This is a genomic window from Helicobacter sp. L8 (assembly GCF_003660355.1).
Classification (GTDB): Bacteria; Campylobacterota; Campylobacteria; order Campylobacterales; family Helicobacteraceae; genus Helicobacter; species Helicobacter labacensis.
This window is the reverse complement of record NZ_QXQR01000010.1, coordinates 1-21,230: the sequence shown is the minus strand read 5'-3', so window position 1 is coordinate 21,230 and position 21,230 is coordinate 1. Positions and strand designations below refer to the sequence as shown.

Below are 21,230 nucleotides of genomic sequence, written 5' to 3'. Positions count from 1 at the left end.
ATGGAAAAATTCATTGAGGGACTTTTGACATTCCTGGGCAATATCAATGTGATCTTGTATCTTGTGGGCTATTTCGTGGGGGGGATTCCTTTTGGGTATTGGATACTCAAGGTGTGTTACAATGTGGACATTACCACACAGGGTAGCGGAGGGATCGGGGCGACCAATGTCGTGCGCGTGATGAATACCATCGATCCTAGCAAGGCAAAAAGGCTGGGCACAGCGGTCTTGGTGTTGGACTTGCTCAAGGGGGTATTTTGTGTGCTAGTAGCCAAGTTAGCAACCTTGAGTTATGAGGCGCAATGGATGGTTGCTCTTAGCACAATTTTGGGGCATTGCTATTCTCCCTTTTTGGGCTTTAGGGGGGGTAAGGGGGTGAGCACCACGATGGGCGCAGTGCTCTTGCTCATCCCTGTAGAGAGCTTGATCGGGCTGTCTTTATGGGCTTTTGTGGGCAAGAAACTCAAAATCTCCTCATTGGCTTCCATTGTGGGTGTGGGTTTAGCCACTTTGCTATTGTTTGTTTTCCCGGCTTTGCATGTCAGTTTACCCGCACCCATCAATGTTTATAGCCAAATAGGCACGCCCACGCCCATGGTGTTGATTTTCCTCTTCACGCTTTATAAACATGGCTCTAATCTGCTTAAACTTATCAGCGGACAGGAAAAAAAGATTTTATGATGACCCTACTTATAGAGAATTACCGCCTAGACGCGTTCATAGGCACGCAACAGAGCGAACAAAAGCACCCTCAGCCCTTGATCATCCATTTAGAAGTTGGCTACCGCTATGACAACGCCCAGACTTACCTAGACTACATGGACATTTTAGAAGTGGTGCAAAACAAATTCGCCACCACCCCCTACACCCTTTTAGAAGAAGCCCTAGAGGAGATCAGCGCGTGGCTCAAGCAGTGTTTTCCTAGCATCACCCAAATCACTATGGAAATCCAAAAGCCCCAAGCCTGCCAGCGCGCCTTAGTGGGGGCTAGGGTGTGTAAAATCTTTGAAAGGAGCTCCCATGGTTAAACTTGGCTTATCTATCTTGCTGGGATTATCTCTTAGCTTCTTGGGCGCGCAAGAAAAGCCCGCCCCCAAACCCCCTAAAACGCCTAAGAAGTTTGAGTTTAACAACACCGAAGTGTTCAAACGCAAAGAATTACAACAACGCCAAAGCAATCAGCCTAGCGACCTCTTCAAGACGGACGCAAGCATCAATGTCTCTAGTGATCAAACCCATTTGCGCGCTCTCTCTAGCGATTTGGCGCGCTTGAGTGTAGATGGGGCTTACCAATAGCGCGGCGTTGTTGGGCGTGCGTGAGGGCGATAGCTAACGCGTCTGTGATGTCTAGGGGCTTGATCGCGCTTTTGAGTCTGAGGATTTTTTTCACCATGAAGGCGACCTGCTCTTTATTAGCCTTGCCATGCCCGCTAATGGCGCGCTTGACTTGCAGGGGCGTATATTCGCTAAAATGCCCCACCCTTTGCAAAATTTTTAAACTCAATGCCCCCCTGAATTGTGCGAGTTTTAGCACACTCTTGGGATTATAGGCGTAAAAAATATCCTCCATCGCCACTTCTGCAATGGGGTAGCTATCCAAAACTTGATCCAAACCCGCGACCATCTCTAACACTTGGATTTGGAAGGGCGCGTTGTGGATATGGATAAACCCCGCCCCTACGAGCTTGCTCTGCTCATCTATCACCCCATAACCACACTTGCGACTCCCCGGATCAATGCCTAAGATCATTAAGATTTGAATTGGCTGACATTGTGATCTAGAGATTCGGTGGCTTCGCGCAGATTCTCCGCGGCTTTGATGATTTTAGCCGCTTCCACCGCGTTATTGGCGTTGATCGCATCAATCCCATCAAAGAAAGGTTTCATGCCATCAATATCCTCTTTGGTGCCCACGAAATTCCCAATGGAGGTGTTGACTCTTTGGACCACAAATTCCAAACTGGAATTCATCTCTTTAAATTTGTCTTGCATCTCTAGACCTACGCTATTGAGCTCTTCAATTTTTTTAGAATTCAGATTCATTTGGGAAGACACATCGTTGATTTCTTGGACGATCACCCCGATGGTGGAGTTGATCTCGACTAGGGACTTCTGGGTGCGCGCGGCTAAATTACGCACTTCATCAGCCACCACCGCAAAACCCCTCCCATGTTCGCCCGCCCGGGCTGCCTCAATAGCCGCGTTGAGCGCGAGCAAATTAGTTTGATCGGCGATGTCATCGATGATGTGCAAGATGTTCTTCACGCTATCGGCGTTCTTGCTGAGTTGTTCTACCTTAATGGCTAATTCCTCCTCAGTTTTGGAAGCTTCGGTGATTTGTCCAAAGAGACTGGCGATCGCCCCATTGGAGGTTTGAATCGAGCCCTGCACGGCGACTAGACTCTGTTGACTCTCTTGGGCTTGATCTAAAGACTTGCCCAAGATTTCATTGATCTCATTTGTCCTATTTCTAATGTTATTGATCATAGAAGTGCGGTTTTTCATCTCCTCTAACACCGCAAGAATGGTAGATTTGAGCATGGTCGCGATCTCTTTATTGCTCTTAGCGGTTGCTTTCATGTAATTGAAGAAGTCTTGGATGCTTTCTACAAAGTGGTTCACCCCCTTGCCCACCCTAGCGATCTCATCGCACCCCTTGATGCGCAAACGCTGGGTGAGATTGCGCTCGCCCTGATTGAAGTCGTCCATCATACGCACTAGCGTATTCAAACGCCTGATGATGGTGAAATAAGTGAATGAAGAGGTGATCGTGATGAAGAACAAGACAATGAAGGCAATGTAGTAAATCAAATTACGCAGATTCTTAGCAACTTGTTGCTTGATCTCTTTGCGGGTGTTAGAAGTGGCGTTTAAGATGTCGCTAAAATAGGAGGTAGAAACGATCACCATCTGGCTTGTGGGATCGTAATGGCTGTAGGCTACTTTGGGCTCAGGCTTGCCCCCGGCAAATTTGGGCATTTGGTAGTAGGTAAATCCCCCCCCTTTTTTGGCTTGCTCCACATACCCACACACATAGCACACCTTATCCACACTCAAGATATTCAGCCCGCTCTTGCCCACCGTGTCCGGATTGACCGGATCAAAGAGCACAACGCCCTGCATGTCCACCACCACCATGTAAATCATGCCCCGATCGTTGTTGATCTTGCTAAAGTATTCTAATGCCATTTTTCTAGCTTCTGGTTTAGGATAGCGTTCGTAATAGCCCGCGATCGCCTGCTCGATCAAGCGGGTATCGTATTTCAGAGTCCTCTCTCTATGGCGCATGTCCCCCTTTTTCTCGCTGTCAATCACTAGGTCTATAAGATGATGTTGTTTGTGGTTGCGATCATCACGACCGCCAGCCCCACAATAGAAAGAGATAGGAAAACCACACCGATGATTTTAGCCCCAAGACTCATGCGCACTCCTACACAAAATCAAGCCATTACTCTAGCATAAATGTGCTAAGATAAGCCTATGCAAGCCCAAGCCTACATTATTTTAGCCCAAAGCGACACCACCGCCGGGTTGTTTAGCACAGAGTTTAGCCAACTCAACCACGCCAAGCGTAGCCCACCCCATAAACCCCTCTTGCAGGTGGTAGAACATTTGAGCGATCTCAAGGCACGCGTGCCTGTGATCCACCGCGCCTTTGTGCGACGCACGCGCGCAAGTTGCATTTACCCCAATGGCAAGGCGTTTCGGGTGATTAGAGATCCAAGTGTGCTAGACTTTTTAGAGCACTTTGGCGCGCTTTATAGCACCTCAGCTAATTTGAGCGGGGGGGATTTCGATCTAAAATGGGCACAGGAAGTGGCACACATTCTCATTGAAGACAAGCGCGGGCTTTACAAAGCCCCCCCCTCGGCGATCTTCAAGCTTTCGCGCACGCACAAAAGGCGTTTTCGTTAGTGTGAAAGCTGTTTTCTAGCTTTTTGTTTTTGCGTCACGCTGGCAGGCACAAAACCGTTTTTTTGTAAATCCTCATAGAAAGTTTTAGACTTCAAAGTGGACTCCCAGTGCTCTAAGTAGTCGTATTCGGTGTCCACCTCTTCTTTGAGGTTGTCTACATTTTTCACCCTCACAGCTAGAGCTTTTTCAATCGCGTTCAGGCGTTTTTGGCGTTGTGATGGGCTGAGTTTAGCGATATTCTTGGCTAAGACATCTTGAAAATGCTTTTGGAATTCCGCCTGACGCTTGGGAGTCATTTTGAGATAGCGGTTTTTCATTTCACTCAAATAGACGATGACCTTGCTAGCCTCCACCTTACCGGCCATGTCCAACATTTCTTGATCCGGCTTGGCATGGTACTCAGGGAAGACATTCAACCCGATGGTTTGCGCCCCTAGCACACCCAGCAAGCTCGAAGCCAACACTACACTCATAAACCTCATGAACATCCTTTGTAAAATTTAGACTCGCATTATAACTTTTTTTTCTAAACCACAAACACTAGCGTTCGTAGAGAAAAGGCACGCTTGTAATCCCCGTGGCTAAGATTTTCTTAGTGGTTTCTTTGACTTCTTTGATCTTGTCATCGGGCACTTCTGCGGGCGTGTAAGCGTTGGCATACACTTTGTTGAGTAGATCAATCTTACTCTGTGTGCTGTGGGCTTGTTTGGCTTGCGCTAAAATATCCGCCGCCTTGAGCTCGGATTTTTCCCCTAATAGCCCCACCACCACCATGTGCACATTGGCATCCTTGAGGCGTTCTTGCACATGGCGCAATTCGTTCTGGCAATGCGGGCACATGGGATCAGAAACAATGTAAAGCTCCTTAGCCTTCTTATTCTTGGAAGTTAGGGTGATCACATAGTCCTTAGGCAACCCATCGAACATGGCGTTGATCTTAGCCCCATTAGCCTGTTTGAAATTGTAGGTTTGGGTTTCATGATAGACTGTGTTGATCAACTCGATGTCTTGATCGTTATTGCTGAAAAACACATTGCTAAGTCCTAGCACCAAAGTGCCGTTTTTATTGGTCAGCAAAGGGATATGGTATTTAGTTTCAGGGTCTTCTACCACCACGATTTGGAAATCCTTATTGGACTTGAGGGGCTGCAAGCGCAACACCCGCACCGAACGCTTTGTCTGTTTATGAATGAGCTGGGTTACACTCTCCTCGATATTCTTGCCCACTCCCCTAGCCTCCTTAGCCCCCACAATCCCCACGCATAACACGACCGCACATAGAAATTTAAATTGGCGCATACACCTTCCTAAACGAAATTTTAGCCCCATTCTAGCAAGAAATGCCTAACAAACGCTTGAGTTTAGCGTTTAAAAAACTTGAAATACCCCCCCGCCTTGTTGGTTTGGGGCGCGCGGCTTAGCACCAAATCCCCCTCTTGCATGCTCTGGCTAATGGTGCTCCCAGCCCCTATTAACACATGCGAGGGGATATTCAAGGGCGCGATGAGTTGGGTGTCGCTCCCTATGAACACATGCTTGCCGATGTTAATCTGGTGCTTTTGCTTGCCATCGTAATTGCAAGTGATAACCCCCGCGCCCACATTGCTCCCCTCATCAATGCAACAATCCCCCAGATAACTCAAATGCCCCGCTTTAATCCCTTTGAGTTGCGCGTTTTTGGTTTCTACAAAATTGCCAATGTGGCTATCTACAATATGGCATTTGGGGCGCACATGGGCTAGAGGACCTATGGTGCTATTTTCCACCACACTCTCCTCTATGATGCTATGGGCTTTGATATGGGTGTTTTTGAGCACACAGCCCACCAAGCGCGCCCCCTGCTCGACCACACAATCCCCCTCAAAGCGCACATGGCGATCTAAATAGATCGTGTGGGGCATTTCTAGGCGCACGCCCTGATCCATTGCTGCTTGGCGCAAACGCCCTAGCATCACCTCTTGAGCCTGTGCCAACTCGCTTAGAGAATTAACTCCCATACACGCTTGAGCGTCCACACGCACGGGCACAATCTCCACCCCCTCTTGCGCTCCTAGGGCGATGAGTTGGGTTAAATAGTATTCTCTCTGGGCATTTTGTGCGTCTAGTTTGGGTAAATACGCCTGTAAAAACGCCCTGCTAAAGACATAAATCCCAGCGTTGAGATGGGGGAGTTTTAGGGCTTTGTAAGAAGCGTCCTTTTCTTCTACAATGGCGTGCGCTAAACCTTTTTCTACGCGCACCCGCCCATACCCGCGTGCGTTCTCTAGCCTAAACACCCCGATGGCATGCGTGTGCGTGAGTAAGCCCTGCAAACTTGAGGGCTCAACCAAGGGCATGTCCGCGTTCAAAACGAGGATTTTCTCATGGGTGGTAGGGATGAGCGCGCCTTGTTGCAACAAAGCCCCCCCCGTGCCCGGGAAATTTGCGGTGTCTTGGATATGGGTGTGTATGGGCGCGTTAGCAAAGGCGTTTTTGAGATATGCGCCCACGCGCTCGTGTTGGTGTCCTAAGATCACATGCACATCTTGGCTCAAGGCTAGCGCGCTCTCTAGCGCGTAAAATAACATGGGTTGCCCACATAGGGGGTGTAAGACCTTGGGGAGGTGAGTTTTCATGCGCGTTCCCTTGCCTGCGGCTAAAATGATCACAGAGAGAGACATCAAGTTTCCTTTAGAGCTTTTTAACTTCTAGGGCATTATACTTAAGACATCAAGTAAAAAGGTTTTAGATTGCTAAAAGTGATCTTGCTAGGGTTGTTAGGGGTGGATTTATTGCTGGGGGCGCAGATCAAAGACCCCATAATCCCCACCATCGATCTATCATTGAGCGCGCCCCACACCCCCGCGCAATTGGTAACCAGTTTGAATGTGGTCTTGGTGCTAACCTTACTTGTGTTAGCCCCCTCACTCATTTTAGTGATGACAAGCTTTATCCGCCTGATTGTGGTGTTTTCCTTTTTGCGCACCGCTTTGGGCACGCAACAAACCCCACCCACCCAAATTTTGGTGTCCTTAGCCTTGATTTTGACCTTTTTTATCATGGAGCCTAGCGCCAAAAAGAGTTATGAGATCGCCATCAAGCCCTATTTAGCGGAAAAAATATCGTATACGCAAGCCTTTGAAAAGGGGGTTGTGCCCTTTAAAGAGTTTATGTTACAAAACACGCGTGAAAAGGATTTAGCCCTATTTTTTAGAATCCGCCATTTGGAAAACCCTAAAGATGCCAACAGTGTGCCCTTGAGCGTGCTTGTGCCCGCCTTTATGATCAGTGAGCTCAAAACGGCGTTCCAGATCGGGTTTCTGCTTTATCTGCCCTTTTTGGTGATTGACATGGTGGTCAGCTCTATTTTAATGGCAATGGGGATGATGATGCTGCCCCCCGTGATGATCTCTTTGCCCTTTAAAATTTTAGTGTTTATCTTGGTGGACGGGTTTAATCTCTTAGTAGAAAACTTAGTGGCTAGCTTTAAGCACTTGAGCTAGCGCGCTACACGCCATGCGCGCCCCACAAAGAGGGCACAGAGTAAAATAAGCAGGGCTTTGAAAAGGACTTCGCTGTGGGTGTGCATGCGCGCAAATGTAGGTGTGTCAGTCATGTGGGTGGCTTGTGCGTTCAAAATAAAGGGGGTGTAATAAAAACTAAATAGGGCGATCAAACCCGCGCTTATTAAGCTCAAAAGCACTAGCCACGCTCCCTTAGACTTCTTGAGCGCTAAGAATAGACTATCTAGCACCAACAACACCCCTAAAGCGTTTAAGAGTGTGTTGGCGCGCACAAAAATCTGCCCCATCAATGCCCCCGCCTCTAGGGCACCCAAATTGACATGGGCGATCTCAGAAGCTTTAAAGATCACAGGGGCTACTCCCGCACCCGCAAAGAACACCACGCCCACGCCCACGCCCAGCACAAGCAACACCACCACCCCCCATAATTTCCCTAACATTTAGAAGTAGAAATAATAAGCGATGGTGAACGCCCAATCGCGCTTAAGAGATATAGTGGTGTTATCCACTTGGACACCATTGTAATTTCTGATGTAATTAGCGCGCATCATGGGCACTTTGAAACCCAGCTCGATCCCATTATGTTTGGCGATGACGGCGCGCACCCCGCCATTAAAGAACCATTGGGCTTTGGTTTGGGGGTTATTGCCTTTGACTAGCCACCAAGTGTTACCCCCCACCGCCAAGCCCCCAAACACCCCAAAACTAAACCCCGTGGCGTTGATCAGATTCACCAGCAAGTCTATCCCCACCCCATAACCTGACAAATTGAAAGTGTTATTGGTAAAAGCCACTTTATCGTTGTAGACCACTTTGCCAAAGTCAGTGATCCCCCAGTTGTAAAAGCCGTAGTAACGCAAGCCAATCCAACCCTTTTGCCCAAAGAGTTGGTTATAACCTATGTGCACGCCCACGCCCTGCGTGATGGCGTTGGCGTTTGTCTTAGGCGCATTACCCCCTAGCACTTCGGCTTTGAAGGTAGAACCCCCCATCTCATACATCGCGCCCACGAAAAACGCGCTCTCTTCTGCCTGTAAGCCCCCCCACAACGCTGTCGCTCCAACAAGGCTCAAGATTTTCAAACGCATGCGCACTCCTTGTTATGATGAAACCATGCAGATCGGAAAAATTCCACACCCCTTAAGCCCTAGCAGCCAATTTGCTGATGGCATCCGCGTGCAAATCGTCCATATGGGTGCGCAAGACCTTAGAATACATGTCCACAAGGCGGTTAGCCTCGATCAAGCGCGTCATCTCGGTAACCGCGTTGACATTGCTTTTTTCTAAGAAGTGTTGGCGCACAATGGGGGCGTTGAGCTCCACGCGTTCCGCCATTTTATCTTGGGGGTAGGTGTAGAGATTGTCTCCCATCTTTTTTAAAAGTTTTTGGCTTTGGAAGCCCACTATGGCTAACGCGCCCCCGGGCACTTCTTCATTGCCATCATGGAAAAACAAATCGCCATTGGCACTCACGCTCAAACGCGCCCCGGGCAACATGTGAATCCCCGTGTGGTTTTCAATCCCCCCGCGGCTAAGCACATGAAAACCCTCTTTAGTGCTCAAAAAACCCTGCGCGTCAATGGTGAAACTCCCATCGCGTGTAAAGGCGATCCCCTGAGGGGTTTGCACCACGAAGTAAGCGTTGGGATCGCTAAGGGCAAAATCCAATTCGTTATCCGTCTTAGCCATAGGTCCTAGGCTGTAGTCTGTGTAGCGTTGCGTGATGATGGGCACGCGGTTGAGGTTGCGGTTTAGATACTGCGCAGCCTGCTTAGTTTGGTCAGCTAGTGGCAATTTGTCGCGGTAATTTTGATACAGACGCAAGAAATCCCCCACCACCACATCATCGCGTTTAAACCCATTGGTGTTGAGGTTGGCTAAGTTGTTGGAGATTTGATCCAAGCGGTTAAACTCATTAACCATCCCCCCCGTTGCGTCATAATACCCATTTGTCATGTTAGACTCCTAATGATACGAGTGTGCTATTATAACCTAAAAAATACAAGGATTGGCGTGCAAGAGAGCATCGCGCATTTTCAACACCTATTTAGCACTTGGGGGTATTTGCTCTTATTTGCCTACTCTTTGGGGAGTGGGTATGTGGGGATTGTGGTGGCCGCGATCCTAAGCTCTATGGGGCAAATGGATATTAAACTCAGCATACTCAGCGCGGGGGTGGGCAATTTTGTGGGGAGTATGGGGCTAGCTCTGCTGGGACGCACCCAGAAAAAAGAGTTGTTTAACTACTTTGCCAAACACCGCCGTAAATTCGCCCTAGTGCATATGTGGTTGCAAAAATACGGGGTGTGGTTGATCTTTTTTAACAAATACATCTATGGGATCAAGAGCATTTTGCCCCTAGCCATTGGCTTTAGCAAATACGATCTAAAGAAATTCGCGCTGTTAAATGGGGGGGCATGCGCGCTGTGGGCGGTGGTGGTGGGCGCGATCGCTTTTTATGCGAGCGCATGGGTGCGCCATATATGGGATCGCCTGAGCGCTTATGCCTATTTGATGCCCCTCTTTATCTTGGCTTTGGTTGTGGGGATTGTATGGGTGCTTAAACGGGGGAGCAAGAAGGCTTAATGAACATTGGCTTTAACAGAGTAAAGTCGTGCAAAAAGGATCGACATGGGTAAAATTCTAGCTTGCTTGGGTGCGTTGTTGTGGCTGGCGGGGTGTTGCCAATGCCCTATCACTCCCACCAACTCCCCCAAACAACACAAAAGCCATAAAAAACCCCCCAAGGTCGCCCCCAATGATGGCGAGCCCCATCAGGTAGAATAACCTTGCACCTGTAAGAATGTGGCGTTGGGGACCACCACCTTGTAGTAGAACACGCTTATGCCTAGCAGAAGCGACACATCTAGCCAAGGGGGGGTGTTAAAGATGGCATGGATCAAGGCAATGGGAGCTAGCTTGGCTAGCATCTCTAAGGTGGGCTGGAATTGCCATTTGATAGGTCTTGGCGCGCGATTAGAGCTAGATACCAGCTTCCCCCTGAGGCTATAAAAACAATCGGCAAGAAACGCCCCCATAACAAGACCCGCCCCTATGAGCGCGGAATTACTAGGATTGGTGAGAAGTTTAAGTCCCGCGAATTGATCGCCTACTATACATGCAAGACCAAAGAGCACACCGGGATAAATGCCCCCGCGCACTATAGAGACCGCAGGGATGCTTGTATCCTCCTCTTCTGGCTCAAAGCGCAAACAAGCGACCCTAGGGACTATCAGCCGGTTGTAGAGCTGTGTGATGCCTAAGAATAGAAGTATCTCTAGCCAAGGGGGGTGTTAAAGATCACATGGATTAAAGCCACAGGGGTTAGGGCTACCAGCAATTCTAAGATGGGTTGGAATTGGATGGAGCTAGATTTGGATTTTAGCGCAGAAGGCTTCCTTCTAGCACTAAAAATATAGGTCTGCACAAGCGCAGCTGGCACAATAATCGCCCATAAAAAGATAGAATGCTTAGAATCGTTCAAAAAGTCAAAGGGATCGGATGATTCTGTCAACCGTATAAACAGAGAGGTTGAGTAAAGACCAGTAGCATAACACAAAGACTTCGTATTGTCCACGAGAGTCCACTTCTCTTGTTGCATGCAAATCCTTTCTACCCCCTCCTTCTTATGAGAGAAAACCTATCTATACCACCCCGTCCAGCGGTGGGAGCTGTTGCGCGGCACAGCGTTCGCTTCAATGGTGCGATCGATAAACTCGCCAAATTTCTCCCCTAGATAAGAACCCGCCTTCTCTCCAAGCTTTTCCATGCCTATTGAAATCGCTAGCTCACCTGTCTTGCCTGCTAGGGAAGCCCCCCCTATTTTAGCCTTGTTGGCTATAACATTTCCAAGTAGATGTCCCCCCACACCAAATACAACCTCTCCTACAGCTTTGCCTGTAGTCTTGCCTATTGTGGACATCCCTTTCATTTCAGCGGGCGTGCAGCAAGTGGGTGGCTCTAAAATCGATTTAAGATAACTCTCTGGCCTGCTTGGCGTTCTGCTATCATGTTGTGGACTGTGAGTTGGTTTTGGGGAGTGGGATTGCGCGTATGTTTCGCGCGCGTCCTGCACAGCCATTATATACTCATTTGCCTCCAAACTTACACAAGAAAACCCTGCAGCTAAGGGACACACTAATAACAACTTCCTCATAAGTGCTCCTTTGTATTTTCTTGTGCCAACCAGCACGATCTCAAGTTAACATAAATCTTAGGCAATCTAGCTTGATTATTTAAAACAAAGAATTTTGCACGCCTTGAAATGTTACTCAACTAAGCAAGCACTGATCGAGTCTTCTTAGGGGTTGTGCTACAATCGCGCCAAAAACCACAAAGAGTCAACATGGATTTATTTAACCTACACGCCCCCTATGCCATGAGTTTAGAACAAGAAAAAGTTGTGCAAGCTTTGAGTGAGGGGGTAGCCCAAGGGGCGCGTTATCAGACCTTGATCGGGGTTACTGGTTCAGGCAAGACCTTTAGCATGGCAAATTTAATCGCGCATTTGCAAATGCCCACCTTGATCATGAGTCATAATAAAACCCTCTGTGCCCAGCTTTACAGCGAGTTCAAAGGCTTTTTTCCTAAAAATCATGTAGAATACTTTATCTCCCACTTTGATTATTACCAGCCCGAATCTTATATCCCCAGACGCGATCTCTTCATAGAAAAAGACAGCTCCATCAATGAGGATTTAGAACGCCTGCGCTTGAGCGCGGTAACTTCGCTTTTAAGCTATGAGGATGTGATCGTGGTCGCTAGCGTGTCGGCTAATTATGGGCTGGGCAACCCAGCGGAGTATTTGAGCATGCTAGAAAAAATCCAAGTGGGGCAAGTGCGCCCTTACAAGCAATTCTTGCTCAAGTTAGTAGAAATGGGCTATGCGCGCCATGACATCTTAGAGCGGGGCAAATTTAGGGTGGTGGGGGAGTGCGTGGATATTTTCCCCGCTTACAATGATGAAAATTTTATCCGCATCGAGTTTTTTGGCGATGAGATCGAGCGCATCACTAGCATGGACGCGCTAGAAAACACTCCCCTAAAGCAACTAGACTCCTACCCCCTCTATGCGGCAAATGCTTTTATTGTAAGCCCTAAGCGTTTGCAACAAGCCATTCAAGACATCGAGCAAGAATTACAAGAGCGCTTAGCCTTTTTCAAGCAAGCCCAAAAGCCCCTAGAGTATGAGCGCCTTAAAACCCGCACCGAATTTGACCTAGAGATGATCAGTGCCACGGGCATTTGTAAGGGTATTGAAAATTACGCGCGCCACTTTACGGGCAAGAGGGCGGGAGAAACCCCTTACACGCTCATGGATTATTTCGCCCAGAAACAACGCCCTTTTTTGGTGATTGTAGATGAATCCCATGTGAGTTTGCCCCAATTTAGGGGGATGTATGCCGGGGATTTGAGTCGTAAGCAAGTCTTGGTAGATTATGGCTTTAGGTTGCCCTGTGCGCTGGATAACCGCCCGCTTAAATACGAGGAGTTTATCAGCAAACCCCCCCATTTTCTCTTTGTCTCAGCTACCCCCAACCCCCTAGAGTTAGAACTCTCACAAGGACATATCGCCAAACAGATTATCCGCCCTACCGGGTTACTAGACCCCGAGTATGAAGTGCGCCCTGTGGCTAACCAAGTGCGGGATTTATATGAAACTATTAAAGAGGTAGTAGCTAGAAAGGAGCGCGTCTTAGTTACCACCTTGACTAAGCGCATGGCTGAGGAGTTGTGCAAGCACTATTTAGAATGGGGCTTGAGAGTGCAGTATTTGCATAGCGATATTGATGCAATCGAGCGTAACCATTTGATTCGCTCCTTAAGATTAGGAGAATTTGATGTGCTCATTGGGATCAACTTGTTAAGGGAGGGGCTAGATTTGCCCGAAGTGTCCTTAGTGGCGATTTTGGATGCGGACAAGGAGGGGTTTTTGCGTAGTGAAACGAGTTTGATTCAAACCATGGGGCGTGCTGCACGGCATGTGCATGGCAAGGTGTTGTTTTATGCGGATAAAATCACCGCCAGCATGCAAAAAGCGATGCAAATTAGTGATGAGAGGCGCTCTAAACAAAAAGCCTTTAACTTAGAGCATGGCATTGAGCCTAAGAGTGTGCAGAGACTCTTAGAGGAGGAGCTCACAGAGAGCCTACCTACCAAACCTAAACGCTCCAAAGCCCTAGAAAAAATGCCCAAGAGCGAAAAGGATCGCTTGATTAAAACTTTAAGGGCACAAATGCAACAACGCGCTAAGGTGTTAGACTTTGAAGAGGCAGCAAGACTGCGCGATGAGATCGCGCGCATTAGAGGGTTGTAAAGATGAAAAATTTTTTCTTAGGGCTGGTGTTAGTGCTCATGCCTATTTTCACTGCGTGTATGTGTTTTGGGGTCTTTGCAATATTGCATGATTATAGTTGCCCTAATGGGGTTTGGCAAGCTATGGGCGCAATGGGCTTAGCGCTTGTTTATGTGCTGTCTTTTTTGCCCATTAGGGAGATTTGTAAATACACGGGCTGGCGTTTTGCTTGTGGGGTGAGTGAAGGTTTTAATGCTGTGGGCGTAATACTCTTCCCTGCAATCATGCTATTCCTACGATAGCACTCTATGATATTAAAGAGGTGAGTGATGAAAAATATCCAAGCGTTTTTCTTAGGGTTGGTGTTGGTGCTCATGCCTATTTTCACTGCGTGTATGTGTTTTTGGGTCTTCGCAACATTGCATGATTATGGTTGCCTTAATGGGGTTTGGGGAGGCATGGGCGTGGTGGGCATAGTGGTGTTATATGGGCTGTCTTTTTTACCCATTAGAGAGATTTATAAATACACGGGTTGGTCTTTTGGCTGTGTGGTGAGTGGGATTGTTAATGCTGTGGGCGTAATACTCTTCCCCATAATAATATTATATATAATATTTTGATGGCACTCCATATACCATATTAAAAAGGTTGGTGATGAAAACTAGAGAGGTGTTTTTAGGGATAGTGTTGGGGTTGATACCCGTTGTGGCTTTTGGAGCGTGTTTGTTTGCCGGGTGGCAACTTGTCAAGGCTTGCCATTCTCACTTAGCATTATTTAGTCAAGTGATCTTAGGCGCGTTTTTTCTTTTGTTAGTTTTTGGGATTTACAAGCGCACGGGCTGGGTTTTTGGCTCTAAATTGAGCGGGATTTTCACCTTATTAGTGGTGCTGAGTGGGGTTTCTGTAGGGTTGGGGCGTTGGGATCGCCCTTGCTATGCAGAGCGGTGCGTGTGTGATGGGATGTGTTATGAGAGCCCTTGCCCTACAGACCCTGTGAAGGATAAAGATAGTTGTATTGGACAGCAATGTCCTCAGTGTCTAGGGCGCGCTACTACTGGGGCGCGCCTTAGGTAGGTAGCCCGACTAAGATGTTTTAGGGGTTATTATGAAAAAGATTAAGGCGCTTTGCTTGGGGGCGGTGTTGGTGCTCATGCCTGTTTTTACTTTGTGTATGTGTATGGGGATGATCGCAATATTGGCTGATCATGGTTGCCATGCCCATGTTTTGGAATTTATAAGCGTAGCGGTGTTGGGCGTGCTGTCTCTTTTACCCATTAGGGAGATATATAAATACACGGGTTGGTATTCTGGCTGTGTGGTGAGTGCGGGTATTAATGGGTTGGTGGTGGTGTTTTGCCATATGATAGCATCCTATGTATATTGAAAGATAAGTAATGAAAGCTATCAAAGCGTTTTTCTTAGGGGCGGTGTTGGTGCTCATCCCTAGCGTCAATTTGTATATGTGTGTGGAGGTCATCGTAACATTGCATGATTATGGTTACCATTATGGTTACGACCCTGAGCATATCTTGAGATTTATAAGCGTAGCGGTGTTGAGTGTGCTGTCCTTTTTGCTCATTAGTAAAATTTATGCACACACGGGTTGGGTTTTTGGTTGTGGGGTGAGTGGGGTTTAATTGGTTAGTGGTGGCATTGTGCCTGATACTAGCATGCATATAGCATGCATATTTTGAAAAGGTTGGCGATGAAAAGTGAAGAAGAGTCTCTCTTAAAGCTAGCGTTGTGGTTAACGCCCATTCTTACTTTGTGTATGTGTTTTGGGGTAATTGTAACAATCCATGATTGTGGTTGCGATAGGACTCATATTTTGCAAGTTGTAAGCGTAGCGGTGCTAGGCGTGCTGTCCTTCTTACCCATTAGGGAGATTTATAAATACACGGGTTGGGATGGCTGTGTGGTGAGTGGGATTGTGAATGCTGTGATCGTGGGATGTTGTTTTATGCTCAGTATCCCATATTCATGATATGCATATTGGAAAGGTTGGTGATGAAAAAAAGAGAAGAGCTTTTAGAGTTGTTGTGGCTAGCGTTGGGGTTAATGCCTGTTTTGGCTTTTGGAGTGTGTTTGTTTGTCGGGAAGCAACTTGTGAATGCTTGCCATTCTCACTTAGCAGCTTTAAGCCAAGTGCTCTTAGGGGTGCTGTTTCTTGGGTTGATTTTTGGGATTTACAAGCGCACGGGCTGGGTTTTTGGCTGTCGCTTGAGCGGGATTTTCACTCTATTAGTGGTGCTGAGTGGTTTTTTTGTGGGGCTGGGGGTTTGGGATCGCCCTTGCTATGCAGAGCGGTGCGTGTGTGAGGGGATGTGTTATGAGAGCCCTTGCCCTACAGACCCGAAGGATAAAGATAGTTGTATTGGAAAGTATTGTCCTGAGTGTCTAGGGCGCGCTACTACTGGGGCGCCCCTTAGGTAGGTTGCCCGACCAAGATGTTTTAGAGACTATGAAAAAGATCAAAGCGTTTTGCTTGGGGGCTGTGTTGGTGCTTGTGCCTGTTTTGACTTCTTGGGTGTGCGCAGATGTAATGACATACTTTGGTCCCTGCCATGCGCGTTTAGTCTGCCTAAGTAATGTGCTCTTAGGGGCTCTCTCTTTGGTGCCCCTTGTCAAAATCTATCAATACACCGCCTCTAGCAAGATTTGGGCTTTGGCTTGTAAGATCAGTATATGCGCTAACATAATGATTGTGGTGGGCTTGTCGCTTATTGGGGTTCTTTTGGACACGCAATTGTTTTGTTGTTAGGAGTGTAAAAATGAAAATGGCAACATTGTTTTGCTTGGAGTTGGTGCTCATGCCCTTTGTTACTTTTGCATCGTGCCTTTTCTTTTTTGCATTGGTTCTTTGCATTGTTCTTGATCTTAACCTCGCCCTTATGGCTTCATGGATCTTAGGGGGTTTGTCTTTTTACCCCATTTTTAAAATTTACAAGCGCCATGCGCCTAGCAGAGTTTGGGCGTGGCGTTGTATCATTAGCGGGGTTTTTAATGCTCTAGCTGTGGTGGCTTGGTATCCCTTATGTTTTTAAGTCTTGCGTTCTATGCCCTAGTAAGGATCAATGTTGAAAATTTTTCTCTTGTTCTTGGGATTAGTGTTGATATCCCTTATCATTTTGTTTGTGTATGAGAGGTTGGGTTTGGATCGATTGTGTTTGGATCGATTGTGTTTGGAGCGTTATATGAAGAAGTGGATCGATCGTATAGAGAGGTTTTATTGGGGGGTTTTGCTTCTCATAACACCCTTTTTAACGCTTTTTTTATGCGCTAGAGTGGGGGGCAGATTATCTTATTTGGGGCATGAGATTTCAGCGCTTTTGAGCGCACCCCTTTGTAGTTTGTTGTCTTTTGCACTGATTTGGGTGGTTTATAGTGAAACAAAACCTAGTCGTGTTTGGAAGATGGCTTGTTTGGTATTCGCTGGACTTAATGGCGTGATTTTAATAGGAGGTGTGGGTTTTGCTGCACGGGTTTTCTTTGGTGCGCATAACTAGGTAAAATAACAATGGTAGACCCCCTACCCTCCTTAAGTTAAAACAACCATCCCCTTATCCCCAAAATTCTTTTCTAAGTCCTCATCTAGGCGTTTAACTAAATAAGTCTTTATGGGCGCATTGTGAGGGATCGCGTTTTCTTGCTTGTTATAGGGGGTGAGGGTGATCTTTAAACGCCCATCGCTTTGTCTTTCGCGCATGGCAACGGCGATCAAAGCACTATTGCCCCTTAAACTTTGCATCACATCCCCCTCTTTAAAGAAGGCGATCACTTCTTTCATACTCAAAACTTCTTGTTCGATCGCTGTGGGAGTTTTCTTACGCAAGGCGACTAACGCCACAAAGCCGATCACCACAACCACAATTAAAACAATTAGATAAGTTGGCATGTGCTCCCTTCTATTTTAGGACAATCATGTCTTTGTCGCCAAAGTTCTTTTGAGTATCCTCATCGATCTCCTTGCCTTGAATACCCAGAACTTCTTTTCCATCAATCTCTTCTGTTTCTTTATTGTAGAGGCAATTGATAATCCCATAATTTCCATTGTTTAACTTTTCTTTAATAGAAACAGCCAGCACGTTTTTATTTTTTGCAAGTATTGCAGGCGTTCTGGGCTTTTAAGCCAAGCGATAATGTCGTCTTTGAAAGAAATAATCTCCTTAAAAATAATACTATCCTCTAAAAACTTCCACAGCAAAGCCTCCCGTGCTTTTTGAGAATCTGCAAAATCCATTGTGTCTCCTTTTTTCAATCTTTTAGACATTGAAGGGCATGCGCCCTAGTGCTATGCTCTCCCCCTACTTGAGAACAATCATTTCTTTATTGCCAAATTTCTTTCGGGTTTCTTCATCGATCTGCTCGCTCTCAATACCCTCTGCCTCCCCTTCAATGTCCCCCGTTGCTGTGTTAAAGAGGCAATTCACAACGCCATACTCTCCATTGTCCAGCCTCTCCTTAATAGAGGTGGCGATCACCTTTTTATTTTGTTTTAGGCGTTGCAATCTCCCCGGGTCTTTAAACCAAGCCACAATATTTTTAAAGAAATTTAAAATACGCGTCCAAATGCGCTTGATCCACTCCCACACACTCCTAAAAAAGTCCAGGACATTGTCAATGATACCCATTTTACACCCTATTTTAAGACAATCATGTCTTTATTGCCAAAGTTCTTTTTCAAGTCCTCATCAATCTCCTTAGCAATAACCCGTAAGAAAGGGTCTTTAGCCTCTGCCATTGCCTCGTTCTTTTTATCCATAAAGCAACAGCTTAAAATGATCCCCACCCCTGCTTTCTCCTCTTTGGTTAAGCTCGCCGCGCTGTGTAGGCTAGGGTTGAAGTGCTCTTTGACCCAAGAAAGCAACTCTTTAAAGCTGTATTTGTCTTGCTTGAGCTCTGTATAATTCCACGCCTGCAAAAACGAATCGGCTTTAAGCATTTCTTGCAAGCTGGCTAAATCAATGCCATTGTCTTTTAAAAACTTGACAATTTGTTCTACAATGTTGCTGTTTTTGCCTTTGTTATTATCAATCATCTTTTCTCCTCATGGTTTTGAATTTGCCTTTTTTTAAATTACTCTTGATCCGCTCGCCCAAACTTTGTTTTCTGTTCTCCTCCTTATGCGTTTTTTCAAATTCCTTTTTGGCACTCTTGAATGCCTTTTGAAAGTGTGCAAAATTAGGCAACACCTCCTCCCTTGCCGCACTAATCAAGCCATTTAGCACGGCGTTTTTGATCTCGCGTCCCGAAAAACCTTTAGAAATCTTGCTTAAAGTTGCTAGCTCCTCTTGTGTGAGTTGTGCCATGCCCTTTTCATAAAGTGCTGTGGGGATGTGTTTTAAAATAATGCTCTGGCGTTGCTTGTCATTGGGCAACTCAAAGCTAATGGAGCGCAAGATTCGGCTATGAAACGCCTTGTCGTAATTTTCTAATAAATTGGTGGCAAAAATCACAATGACGGGGCGTTCCTCCAAAAGCTTTAAGAGCTCACTACGCAAAGAATTAACCGCCTGATCTGCGCTTTGGGTTACATTAGAAATCCGTTTGCCTAAAAAGCTATCGGCTTCATCAAAGAATAAAATCGCATCGTGCTTTTGGGCTAAATCAAAGGCGGCGACCAAATTTTTAGGCGCATCCCCCACGAACTTAGACTCGATGTCGGCGTAATTGCCATGGATAATTTGCTTGCCTAATTCTTTGGCGATGATGTGCGCGCTCATGGTTTTGCCCGTGCCCGGCTTGCCATGAAAATTGACAATGGTTTTAGCAATCCCATCGACCTCTTTAAACCCCCACTCCTCGTAAATCAAGGGTTGTTTTTGCACCAAAGTGATGACCTCTAAAATCCCCTTTTTGGTTTTTTTGTCTAGCTCAATGCGATCTAAGCTATAGCGCGGGTCTTCCATACGCAAGTTTAAACTTGGGGCATTTTCTTGCTCTTGTTTGATTGCCTTTTTCTCGTTAGCTTGTTTATTTAGATGGTTGATTAAAGTTTGGGTGCAGTTAATGGCTAGGTAAAAATGCGCCCCAATGCCTAAAAACTTGCCCTCCACTAGAACCTCATTAATGGGGTGGTTAAGCCTAGAGAGGAGTAAAGAAATGCCCACTTCCTCCGCTGACGCGGGTCTGTATTGGTCGGTTTTGACCTGAATTTTATGCGCCCCGTTTGGATCAAATACCCCCACTAAAGCCACTTCCTCCACACCGCTAAAGTCGTAATCCGGTTTTTCTAATACCTCTTTTATGGCATGGCTAAAAGTTTCTAGCTGTTCTGGGTTGGCTTGTTTGCTCAAATCATTGTTGATAAACAGCACCTCTGTTTTCATAAAACCATGCCCTCTCTAAGCTCTCTCCTAGCGTCATCTTTATCCACTTTGTAGGTTTTTTCACCGATTTCGCGCCCATCAGCATACAAACCGACATCAACTTCGGCGTAATCTCCCGCGTTCCACATGGCTTTAACTTTTGCCGCCATTTGTCGCCTTTGCTCTCTTGCCAGCTCCTCTTTGAGTTCTCTAATCTTGCTTAAAAACTGGCTAATGCTTAAAATGGCAATTCCCCCAATCACCGCTAATGCTATCCCGCCTATGATCCATGGTAAAGGCATTTTCTCTCCTTATTTAATTCTTATCAACTTTGATTCTCAAAGCCTCCTCTACGCCCTCTTTTTCTTGCAAAATTTGGCACGCTTTGAGATTGAGGGCATAAAACTCCTCTAGGCTATAGTGTTTGTAAAACACTTTTTCATACATCGCATCGACTCTGCAAATTTGGGGGCGGTTCTCATAAATACGGCAACGATTAGTTTGTGGGTCTAAGTGGCGACACACCCCATTGCCTAAATCCAAATGCGCTAACTCTTTAACCCCGCCAATGTTAGCACAACACGCCCCACAAATCGTGCAAGCAAAGCCCATGTTAAAGCTTGATGAGATTTTTGCCCTGATCGGTCAAAACCAACATTGCCTTTGTCCAATCCGCATAAATGGTGGCAAGATTTGATTCTAAGCCAAAGGTTTTAATCATGGTCTCTAGCACTTCTTTTTCCCCCTCATGCAAAGCCTCCAAGTGGGTTAGGCGATCTGCCATGGCTAGTGCCATGGTTTCTAACAAGACGATCTTTTGGTGCTCTTTTTGTTTAAAAGTCTGCAAAGTGGCTTTTAGATCGAATGTATCGGCATTGTAAGTGATGTCCTCCACTTGCATTTCCAAACAATAAGTAGAAATCACGCCCTTTTGTGCGTCTGAAAAGTCGTGATTGCTCCAAGCAAAATGGTGGGCGATCCGTAAAAACGCCTTTTTCTCCTCTAAATCTAATGCGCCTAAAAACATACAAACTCCTCTTTTGAAAATTTGCGATGATATTCTACCCCCCCCTGTCAAGCCTTCGAGCCCAAAATATGCATTAAAAAAGATAAAAGTAGAAATTAGTAACAAAAAGAGAGCGGAAGTTTAAAAATTTGGGGGTTATGAGAAAAAAGATAAGAGGTTGTTTGGTTAGAGTCTAGGGAGTT

The 21,230-nt window shown here is 46.4% G+C and carries 33 protein-coding genes; 15 read left to right on the top strand and 18 right to left on the bottom strand.

All coding sequences use genetic code 11. The annotated features are described in order from the left end of the window. Window positions 1–12 precede the first annotated feature (12 nt). Genes plsY through EAO37_RS05975 form a run of 3 tightly spaced genes read left to right on the top strand, consistent with a single transcriptional unit; the run spans window position 13 to window position 1,296 of the window. On the top strand, window positions 13–681 hold the full coding sequence (plsY, locus tag EAO37_RS05985) for a glycerol-3-phosphate 1-O-acyltransferase PlsY (RefSeq protein ID WP_120952420.1): 669 nt from the start codon (window positions 13–15) through the stop codon (window positions 679–681). Then, complete coding sequence (locus EAO37_RS05980; protein WP_235853000.1) at window positions 678–1,028, top strand: dihydroneopterin aldolase; 351 nt, start codon at window positions 678–680, stop codon at window positions 1,026–1,028. The genes plsY and EAO37_RS05980 overlap by 4 nt, the downstream gene beginning before the upstream one ends. Then, window positions 1,021–1,296 carry a hypothetical protein gene (locus EAO37_RS05975; protein WP_120944604.1) on the top strand — a complete coding sequence of 92 codons (276 nt, stop codon included), beginning with the start codon at window positions 1,021–1,023 and terminating at the stop codon, window positions 1,294–1,296. Before EAO37_RS05980 ends, EAO37_RS05975 begins: the two co-directional genes overlap by 8 nt. Here the strand turns inward: EAO37_RS05975 and ruvC are convergent. After that, entirely contained in the window at window positions 1,253–1,750 is a 498-nt protein-coding gene (gene ruvC, locus EAO37_RS05970; RefSeq protein ID WP_120944606.1) for a crossover junction endodeoxyribonuclease RuvC, read from the bottom strand. The two genes, EAO37_RS05975 and ruvC, sit on opposite strands and share 44 nt — an antisense overlap. Further along, window positions 1,750–3,288, bottom strand: coding sequence for a methyl-accepting chemotaxis protein (locus EAO37_RS05965; protein ID WP_162982979.1), 1,539 nt, complete (start codon window positions 3,286–3,288; stop codon window positions 1,750–1,752). Before EAO37_RS05965 ends, ruvC begins: the two co-directional genes overlap by 1 nt. A gap of 192 nt (window positions 3,289–3,480) precedes the next feature. Between EAO37_RS05965 and EAO37_RS05960 the strand changes: the two genes are divergently transcribed. Beyond that, entirely contained in the window at window positions 3,481–3,915 is a 435-nt protein-coding gene (locus EAO37_RS05960) for a N6-threonylcarbamoyl adenosine t(6)A37 modification in tRNA (RefSeq protein WP_205589754.1), read from the top strand. Here EAO37_RS05960 and EAO37_RS05955 read toward each other — a convergent pair. The 3 genes from EAO37_RS05955 to glmU form a co-directional block, all read right to left on the bottom strand. Beyond that, window positions 3,912–4,397, bottom strand: a complete 486-nt coding sequence (locus EAO37_RS05955) for a DUF1104 domain-containing protein (RefSeq protein WP_120944608.1) — start codon at window positions 4,395–4,397, stop codon at window positions 3,912–3,914. The genes EAO37_RS05960 and EAO37_RS05955 overlap by 4 nt on opposite strands. 58 nt (window positions 4,398–4,455) lie before the next feature. Beyond that, window positions 4,456–5,214 (bottom strand): disulfide isomerase, encoded by a 759-nt coding sequence (locus EAO37_RS05950; protein ID WP_120952364.1) that lies wholly within the window; start codon window positions 5,212–5,214, stop codon window positions 4,456–4,458. Between the two features lie 62 nt (window positions 5,215–5,276). Continuing rightward, window positions 5,277–6,575, bottom strand: a complete 1,299-nt coding sequence (gene glmU / locus EAO37_RS05945) for a bifunctional UDP-N-acetylglucosamine diphosphorylase/glucosamine-1-phosphate N-acetyltransferase GlmU (RefSeq protein ID WP_120952361.1) — start codon at window positions 6,573–6,575, stop codon at window positions 5,277–5,279. Between the two features lie 81 nt (window positions 6,576–6,656). Between glmU and fliP the strand changes: the two genes are divergently transcribed. Next, complete coding sequence (gene fliP / locus EAO37_RS05940; RefSeq protein ID WP_240451753.1) at window positions 6,657–7,397, top strand: flagellar type III secretion system pore protein FliP; 741 nt, start codon at window positions 6,657–6,659, stop codon at window positions 7,395–7,397. Here fliP and EAO37_RS05935 read toward each other — a convergent pair. From EAO37_RS05935 to EAO37_RS05925, 3 genes are read right to left on the bottom strand one after another with little or no spacing between them, the layout of a single operon-like run. Next, window positions 7,394–7,834 (bottom strand): DUF4149 domain-containing protein, encoded by a 441-nt coding sequence (locus tag EAO37_RS05935; protein WP_235853001.1) that lies wholly within the window; start codon window positions 7,832–7,834, stop codon window positions 7,394–7,396. The two genes, fliP and EAO37_RS05935, sit on opposite strands and share 4 nt — an antisense overlap. 24 nt (window positions 7,835–7,858) lie before the next feature. After that, window positions 7,859–8,506: an outer membrane protein gene (locus EAO37_RS05930; protein WP_120952355.1), complete on the bottom strand. Its 648-nt coding sequence runs from the start codon at window positions 8,504–8,506 to the stop codon at window positions 7,859–7,861. 52 nt (window positions 8,507–8,558) lie between these two features. Beyond that, window positions 8,559–9,374, bottom strand: a complete 816-nt coding sequence (locus tag EAO37_RS05925; protein WP_120944620.1) for a flagellar hook-basal body protein — start codon at window positions 9,372–9,374, stop codon at window positions 8,559–8,561. Window positions 9,375–9,431: 57 nt separating this feature from the next. On the opposite strand from EAO37_RS05925, the gene EAO37_RS05920 reads away from it, so the two are divergent. Further along, window positions 9,432–10,004 (top strand): DedA family protein, encoded by a 573-nt coding sequence (locus EAO37_RS05920; protein WP_120944622.1) that lies wholly within the window; start codon window positions 9,432–9,434, stop codon window positions 10,002–10,004. 45 nt (window positions 10,005–10,049) lie between these two features. After that, complete coding sequence (locus EAO37_RS09280; protein ID WP_162982182.1) at window positions 10,050–10,205, top strand: hypothetical protein; 156 nt, start codon at window positions 10,050–10,052, stop codon at window positions 10,203–10,205. On the opposite strand, the gene EAO37_RS05915 is transcribed toward EAO37_RS09280, so the two are convergent. Together EAO37_RS05915 and EAO37_RS05910 are read right to left on the bottom strand one after the other, a co-directional pair. After that, the gene (locus EAO37_RS05915) at window positions 10,193–10,630 is read right to left on the bottom strand and encodes a hypothetical protein (protein WP_120952352.1); all 438 of its coding nucleotides are present in this window, start codon (window positions 10,628–10,630) and stop codon (window positions 10,193–10,195) included. The two genes, EAO37_RS09280 and EAO37_RS05915, sit on opposite strands and share 13 nt — an antisense overlap. A 65-nt stretch (window positions 10,631–10,695) precedes the next feature. Continuing rightward, window positions 10,696–11,019 (bottom strand): hypothetical protein, encoded by a 324-nt coding sequence (locus EAO37_RS05910; protein ID WP_120952349.1) that lies wholly within the window; start codon window positions 11,017–11,019, stop codon window positions 10,696–10,698. A gap of 744 nt (window positions 11,020–11,763) precedes the next feature. Between EAO37_RS05910 and uvrB the strand changes: the two genes are divergently transcribed. The 8 genes from uvrB (at window position 11,764) to EAO37_RS05860 (ending at window position 16,474) form a co-directional block, all read left to right on the top strand. Continuing rightward, window positions 11,764–13,734, top strand: a complete 1,971-nt coding sequence (gene uvrB / locus EAO37_RS05900; protein WP_120952343.1) for an excinuclease ABC subunit UvrB — start codon at window positions 11,764–11,766, stop codon at window positions 13,732–13,734. Between the two features lie 2 nt (window positions 13,735–13,736). Beyond that, a complete protein-coding gene (locus EAO37_RS05895) occupies window positions 13,737–14,015 on the top strand; it encodes an iron transporter (protein WP_120952340.1) in 279 nt (92 codons plus the stop codon). 352 nt (window positions 14,016–14,367) lie between these two features. Further along, window positions 14,368–14,787, top strand: coding sequence for a hypothetical protein (locus EAO37_RS05885; RefSeq protein ID WP_120952335.1), 420 nt, complete (start codon window positions 14,368–14,370; stop codon window positions 14,785–14,787). Between the two features lie 31 nt (window positions 14,788–14,818). Then, window positions 14,819–15,097: an iron transporter gene (locus EAO37_RS05880; protein WP_240451748.1), complete on the top strand. Its 279-nt coding sequence runs from the start codon at window positions 14,819–14,821 to the stop codon at window positions 15,095–15,097. A 10-nt stretch (window positions 15,098–15,107) separates the two neighbouring features. Further along, on the top strand, window positions 15,108–15,350 hold the full coding sequence (locus tag EAO37_RS05875) for an iron transporter (protein ID WP_240451747.1): 243 nt from the start codon (window positions 15,108–15,110) through the stop codon (window positions 15,348–15,350). Between the two features lie 68 nt (window positions 15,351–15,418). Then, complete coding sequence (locus EAO37_RS05870) at window positions 15,419–15,697, top strand: iron transporter (protein WP_120952332.1); 279 nt, start codon at window positions 15,419–15,421, stop codon at window positions 15,695–15,697. 23 nt (window positions 15,698–15,720) lie between these two features. Next, window positions 15,721–16,146 (top strand): hypothetical protein, encoded by a 426-nt coding sequence (locus tag EAO37_RS05865; RefSeq protein WP_120952329.1) that lies wholly within the window; start codon window positions 15,721–15,723, stop codon window positions 16,144–16,146. A gap of 28 nt (window positions 16,147–16,174) precedes the next feature. Beyond that, complete coding sequence (locus tag EAO37_RS05860; protein WP_162982978.1) at window positions 16,175–16,474, top strand: hypothetical protein; 300 nt, start codon at window positions 16,175–16,177, stop codon at window positions 16,472–16,474. A 777-nt stretch (window positions 16,475–17,251) separates the two neighbouring features. Here the strand turns inward: EAO37_RS05860 and EAO37_RS05845 are convergent. The 8 genes from EAO37_RS05845 to EAO37_RS05810 form a co-directional block, all read right to left on the bottom strand. After that, complete coding sequence (locus EAO37_RS05845) at window positions 17,252–17,608, bottom strand: hypothetical protein (RefSeq protein ID WP_120952317.1); 357 nt, start codon at window positions 17,606–17,608, stop codon at window positions 17,252–17,254. Window positions 17,609–17,767: 159 nt separating this feature from the next. Then, a complete protein-coding gene (locus EAO37_RS09635) occupies window positions 17,768–17,953 on the bottom strand; it encodes a hypothetical protein (protein WP_240451746.1) in 186 nt (61 codons plus the stop codon). Window positions 17,954–18,017: 64 nt separating this feature from the next. After that, on the bottom strand, window positions 18,018–18,344 hold the full coding sequence (locus EAO37_RS05835) for a hypothetical protein (protein WP_120952314.1): 327 nt from the start codon (window positions 18,342–18,344) through the stop codon (window positions 18,018–18,020). A gap of 8 nt (window positions 18,345–18,352) precedes the next feature. Next, the gene (locus EAO37_RS05830) at window positions 18,353–18,751 is read right to left on the bottom strand and encodes a hypothetical protein (RefSeq protein WP_120952311.1); all 399 of its coding nucleotides are present in this window, start codon (window positions 18,749–18,751) and stop codon (window positions 18,353–18,355) included. Further along, window positions 18,744–20,042 (bottom strand): ATP-binding protein, encoded by a 1,299-nt coding sequence (locus tag EAO37_RS05825; RefSeq protein WP_120952308.1) that lies wholly within the window; start codon window positions 20,040–20,042, stop codon window positions 18,744–18,746. Before EAO37_RS05825 ends, EAO37_RS05830 begins: the two co-directional genes overlap by 8 nt. Further along, complete coding sequence (locus EAO37_RS05820) at window positions 20,039–20,323, bottom strand: hypothetical protein (protein ID WP_120944660.1); 285 nt, start codon at window positions 20,321–20,323, stop codon at window positions 20,039–20,041. The genes EAO37_RS05825 and EAO37_RS05820 overlap by 4 nt, the downstream gene beginning before the upstream one ends. 13 nt (window positions 20,324–20,336) lie before the next feature. Continuing rightward, entirely contained in the window at window positions 20,337–20,633 is a 297-nt protein-coding gene (locus EAO37_RS05815; protein WP_120944662.1) for a YkgJ family cysteine cluster protein, read from the bottom strand. 1 nt (window position 20,634) lies between these two features. Further along, a complete protein-coding gene (locus EAO37_RS05810) occupies window positions 20,635–21,048 on the bottom strand; it encodes a hypothetical protein (protein WP_120944664.1) in 414 nt (137 codons plus the stop codon). Window positions 21,049–21,230 lie beyond the last annotated feature (182 nt).

Bases quoted from the DNA above. Each gene is read 5' to 3' on its own strand.
- EAO37_RS05980 (WP_235853000.1), top strand. From the start codon at position 678: ATGATGACCCTACTTATAGAGAATTACCGCCTAGACGCGTTCATAGGC.
- EAO37_RS05975 (WP_120944604.1), top strand. From the start codon at position 1,021: ATGGTTAAACTTGGCTTATCTATCTTGCTGGGATTATCTCTTAGCTTC.
- ruvC (WP_120944606.1), bottom strand. From the start codon at position 1,750: ATGATCTTAGGCATTGATCCGGGGAGTCGCAAGTGTGGTTATGGGGTG.
- EAO37_RS05965 (WP_162982979.1), bottom strand. From the start codon at position 3,288: ATGCGCCATAGAGAGAGGACTCTGAAATACGATACCCGCTTGATCGAG.
- EAO37_RS05960 (WP_205589754.1), top strand. From the start codon at position 3,481: ATGCAAGCCCAAGCCTACATTATTTTAGCCCAAAGCGACACCACCGCC.
- EAO37_RS05955 (WP_120944608.1), bottom strand. From the start codon at position 4,397: ATGAGGTTTATGAGTGTAGTGTTGGCTTCGAGCTTGCTGGGTGTGCTA.
- EAO37_RS05950 (WP_120952364.1), bottom strand. From the start codon at position 5,214: ATGCGCCAATTTAAATTTCTATGTGCGGTCGTGTTATGCGTGGGGATT.
- glmU (WP_120952361.1), bottom strand. From the start codon at position 6,575: ATGTCTCTCTCTGTGATCATTTTAGCCGCAGGCAAGGGAACGCGCATG.
- EAO37_RS05930 (WP_120952355.1), bottom strand. From the start codon at position 8,506: ATGCGTTTGAAAATCTTGAGCCTTGTTGGAGCGACAGCGTTGTGGGGG.
- EAO37_RS05925 (WP_120944620.1), bottom strand. From the start codon at position 9,374: ATGACAAATGGGTATTATGACGCAACGGGGGGGATGGTTAATGAGTTT.
- EAO37_RS09280 (WP_162982182.1), top strand. From the start codon at position 10,050: ATGGGTAAAATTCTAGCTTGCTTGGGTGCGTTGTTGTGGCTGGCGGGG.
- EAO37_RS05910 (WP_120952349.1), bottom strand. From the start codon at position 11,019: ATGCAACAAGAGAAGTGGACTCTCGTGGACAATACGAAGTCTTTGTGT.
- uvrB (WP_120952343.1), top strand. From the start codon at position 11,764: ATGGATTTATTTAACCTACACGCCCCCTATGCCATGAGTTTAGAACAA.
- EAO37_RS05895 (WP_120952340.1), top strand. From the start codon at position 13,737: ATGAAAAATTTTTTCTTAGGGCTGGTGTTAGTGCTCATGCCTATTTTC.
- EAO37_RS05885 (WP_120952335.1), top strand. From the start codon at position 14,368: ATGAAAACTAGAGAGGTGTTTTTAGGGATAGTGTTGGGGTTGATACCC.
- EAO37_RS05880 (WP_240451748.1), top strand. From the start codon at position 14,819: ATGAAAAAGATTAAGGCGCTTTGCTTGGGGGCGGTGTTGGTGCTCATG.
- EAO37_RS05875 (WP_240451747.1), top strand. From the start codon at position 15,108: ATGAAAGCTATCAAAGCGTTTTTCTTAGGGGCGGTGTTGGTGCTCATC.
- EAO37_RS05870 (WP_120952332.1), top strand. From the start codon at position 15,419: ATGAAAAGTGAAGAAGAGTCTCTCTTAAAGCTAGCGTTGTGGTTAACG.
- EAO37_RS05865 (WP_120952329.1), top strand. From the start codon at position 15,721: ATGAAAAAAAGAGAAGAGCTTTTAGAGTTGTTGTGGCTAGCGTTGGGG.
- EAO37_RS05860 (WP_162982978.1), top strand. From the start codon at position 16,175: ATGAAAAAGATCAAAGCGTTTTGCTTGGGGGCTGTGTTGGTGCTTGTG.
- EAO37_RS05845 (WP_120952317.1), bottom strand. From the start codon at position 17,608: ATGCCAACTTATCTAATTGTTTTAATTGTGGTTGTGGTGATCGGCTTT.
- EAO37_RS09635 (WP_240451746.1), bottom strand. From the start codon at position 17,953: ATGGATTTTGCAGATTCTCAAAAAGCACGGGAGGCTTTGCTGTGGAAG.
- EAO37_RS05835 (WP_120952314.1), bottom strand. From the start codon at position 18,344: ATGGGTATCATTGACAATGTCCTGGACTTTTTTAGGAGTGTGTGGGAG.
- EAO37_RS05830 (WP_120952311.1), bottom strand. From the start codon at position 18,751: ATGATTGATAATAACAAAGGCAAAAACAGCAACATTGTAGAACAAATT.
- EAO37_RS05825 (WP_120952308.1), bottom strand. From the start codon at position 20,042: ATGAAAACAGAGGTGCTGTTTATCAACAATGATTTGAGCAAACAAGCC.
- EAO37_RS05820 (WP_120944660.1), bottom strand. From the start codon at position 20,323: ATGCCTTTACCATGGATCATAGGCGGGATAGCATTAGCGGTGATTGGG.
- EAO37_RS05815 (WP_120944662.1), bottom strand. From the start codon at position 20,633: ATGGGCTTTGCTTGCACGATTTGTGGGGCGTGTTGTGCTAACATTGGC.
- EAO37_RS05810 (WP_120944664.1), bottom strand. From the start codon at position 21,048: ATGTTTTTAGGCGCATTAGATTTAGAGGAGAAAAAGGCGTTTTTACGG.